Consider the following 2,366-nt stretch of genomic DNA (forward strand, 5'->3'; position numbering starts at 1 on the left):
TAGGGATGAGGCATCGCCGGCCGTCGATGACCAGGAAGAAGAGATAAAGCCCGGAGAGGAAGAGAAGGTAAGGAAAGAGAGAGACAAGCCCCCGTAACATGCCGGAGAAGAGTGGCGGCGCAGCCGCTACCTGTCTCAGGAACTGGCGGGCGCAGCCCGCTGGGAGTTTTCGCGCGAAAATGGCAGGATTTCCCCTGCCCTCCTTATTAGGCTCCGAGCAATGCCAGAACCTGTTTCATCGCTTTGTATTTGTCACGCAGCGCAAAACGGGCTTCCCAGTTGCCGATATAGTAAACCGGCGTATATCGCACACGACTAAACTTCATGGTGAGAGTATTACCCGTGACGACTTCCGCAGGGATCCCCAGTAAACTTAGCTGGATAAACGCCATATCAGCCGCTACCGGATCAATATCGATACAGTATGCGAACATCTGCTCTGAGGGATTAAACCCAGCTTTGAGCATGCACTCAGCGTAAGCAACAACCATGCCCGCAGCCCCGCAACAGGGTTCACTGAATGACACCCAGCCTTCTTTGCTGACGGTCTCAGCGGTTCCTGGAATCAACATTTGAGCCATCAGGGATTGAACGGAATACGGGGTAAAGAACTGCCCCATATCATCAGAGCCTAAATCAAGCTCCATAAAAACGGATCCGAGGAAGTCCTGATATTTACCTTGCAGTGCGCAAACGAGCATGCCGAACAACGTGTGCAGGTTCTCCAGATCGGCAGCTTCATAGCGGGCGCAGATTTTCCGGCTACGCTCGATATTATCGGCGGTGCGAACCGTCGCGATATCCAGCTCGCTGGCGACGAGGGTGATAAAATCGCAGAACACGTCCCAGCGGCGCAGGTATCGCGCAGTCAGCCCGAACACGCGGATAAACTCACGGCGGGCATTATCAGAGGTAATCATTTTCTTTGGCGCAGACATCTTCGCCGGTTCACTGGCGACGACAGCCCCAACCGTTGACTGCTCCCCCTGAAAAACGCTGAAAAGGTCATCAAAATTTAGCTGTGACATTAAACGACTCCGTAGAAGTCGCCCCGTCAGGGGCGACGGTTAATATCAGGCTAAAGCCCGTTTCAGCTCTAAGGTGCGCAGCACCTGTCCCAGATCACTGCCCCGCATGGCGGGCACCCTCACGGACTGGCGTTTACGCTGGCATTTAGCGATATGACGCCCCAGCGCTTTAAACGGTATGGTGATGTCCTCAATTTTCAGCGGTTCGCGCACCGTGCGCGGGTGTTTTTTTGCCGTCTCAGACTTTACAAACGGCACGGGTGATGCAATTATTTGCGCTTCAGTATTCATGGCATGAACTCCAATCGAGTATTGATAGCCGGTCTGACTTTCGAAGGGGCAAACCGGCATGACGAGGCAGACGAAAGTCTGCTTTTTTCATTTCTGCGGTACGGTTTCTTTGCCTAACACCTCCTTAATACGTTCCACAATTTCGGCATGGCTCAGGGTGCATTCATCGCATAACTGGAAATACCGGCCTTCCACTTTCGCGTAAATTTCCGTCACGCTGCCGCACATCATTTCGGCAAACTTGAATGATTCGCTGTCCCTGTCGCCCTGCCAGTCCAGCGGCGGTAACGTCCCCAGCACGTCCATATATTTGTGCAGATCGATTTCAACCGGCGCGGTCACGTATGATTCTGCGCGCGCTTCCCAGTAAGCGGCCTCCGCGCTCGCGTCCCACTGAAAACGACCGGGATTCTGGTTGTCGGTGTGGCTGATTTCGGTTGTGTACATGGTGTTTCTCCTCGGTATTGACGGCGGGACAATCCCGCCGTTGGCTGTTATTCGCGCTCGGCGTCAATCAATAATCATCACGCAGTTCATCCATCAGCTCGTAATATGCGCGCAAACTGTTCCGGTACTCATCCAGTGACAGAACGAAACCCGCTTCAGATGCGGCATCAAAAAAAGCCGGGCGATGGGACAGCGGCAGCTGATCCACATAACTCAGTGCCATACTGAGAAAGTTGCGTTCAAAAATTTCGAAATACAGGCTACATCCCCTGTTAGCCCTCTGCGACAGCCTGTCTATAACCACTTTCGCGGATATCACATCGTATTCGTTGGCGGAGTTGATATTTTTTACAAACCCGTCATTGCGCAGGGTATTTTCCCACCAAGCTACGGTTGCACTTTCAATAATCCGCTGGTTCCATGCTGGCAGATGGCGTGATCCCCCGACAGATACCACGACGTGTTGTTCTTTTGCCCCCCATCTTTCGGGTGGGGTAGTCGTGGCGGTTTTTCTGTTGACGTTATGTGTGTGCATGCTGCAATCCTCTCCAGGGTGAAAATTCATCTAACGGTATGGGTCTAGTGCGCGGCAAAGGGCAA

General features: G+C 53.0%; 4 protein-coding genes. All 4 read right to left on the reverse strand.

Annotated elements, in window-relative coordinates:
- Positions 1-206: 206 nt before the first annotated feature.
- The 4 genes from CWS43_RS27060 to CWS43_RS27665 all read right to left on the reverse strand — a co-directional run bounded on the left by CWS43_RS27060 (position 207) and on the right by CWS43_RS27665 (position 2,301).
- The gene (locus tag CWS43_RS27060; RefSeq protein ID WP_101080203.1) at positions 207-1,028 is read right to left on the reverse strand and encodes an N-6 DNA methylase; all 822 of its coding nucleotides are present in this window, start codon (positions 1,026-1,028) and stop codon (positions 207-209) included.
- Between the two features lie 45 nt (positions 1,029-1,073).
- Positions 1,074-1,319 (reverse strand): hypothetical protein, encoded by a 246-nt coding sequence (locus CWS43_RS27065; RefSeq protein WP_101080204.1) that lies wholly within the window; start codon positions 1,317-1,319, stop codon positions 1,074-1,076.
- A gap of 87 nt (positions 1,320-1,406) precedes the next feature.
- Positions 1,407-1,766: a hypothetical protein gene (locus CWS43_RS27070; protein WP_101080205.1), complete on the reverse strand. Its 360-nt coding sequence runs from the start codon at positions 1,764-1,766 to the stop codon at positions 1,407-1,409.
- Positions 1,767-1,833: 67 nt separating this feature from the next.
- Positions 1,834-2,301: a hypothetical protein gene (locus tag CWS43_RS27665; RefSeq protein WP_232777255.1), complete on the reverse strand. Its 468-nt coding sequence runs from the start codon at positions 2,299-2,301 to the stop codon at positions 1,834-1,836.
- Positions 2,302-2,366 lie beyond the last annotated feature (65 nt).

It is taken from the genome of Rahnella sp. AA, from assembly GCF_002834385.1.
Classification (GTDB): Bacteria; Pseudomonadota; Gammaproteobacteria; order Enterobacterales; family Enterobacteriaceae; genus Rahnella.